The sequence below is a fragment of the Desulfovibrio sp. Huiquan2017 genome, from assembly GCF_017351175.1.
Classification (GTDB): domain Bacteria; phylum Desulfobacterota; class Desulfovibrionia; order Desulfovibrionales; family Desulfovibrionaceae; genus Pseudodesulfovibrio.
In genome coordinates, this window is the sequence record NZ_JAFMPN010000047.1 from 1 (window position 1) to 388 (window position 388).

Annotated in this window: 1 protein-coding gene; it reads right to left on the bottom strand. The window is 65.2% G+C overall.

Annotated features, from left to right (window positions below):
* Positions 1–34 precede the first annotated feature (34 nt).
* Positions 35–388 (bottom strand): HypE family hydrogenase expression/formation protein (locus tag J0909_RS18300; protein WP_286182142.1); only part of this gene is annotated, 354 nt, incomplete at its 5' end.

A 388-nucleotide genomic window follows, 5' to 3' on the forward strand; every position in this document is an offset into this window, starting at 1 on the left:
GACCGGGGCTTCTTTTTTGTCAAAGGGGCCGAGCCTAGCAAATCCTTGGCAATTGTTCGCCTTCGAGCATGCCCAGCAGCCGCTTGCCGCCGAGGGGGGTGACGAGGACGACCTTGCCGGGATTGGCGTCCGTCATGGTGCCGATGCGTTTGGCGTCGTGGCCGAGCGGGTCGGCGCGCATGATCTCCAGCGCCTTGTCGGCGTACTCGGCGGGCAGGATGCAAATGAACTTGCCCTCGTTGGCCAGGTAGAGCGGGTCCAGGCCGAGGATGGAGCAGCCGCCCTTGACCTCGGCCCGCACGGGGATATCGCTTTCGGTCAGTTCGCAGCAGACGTTCGAGCTCTTGGTGATCTCGTTCAGGGTGGTGGCCAGCCCGCCGCGCGTGGG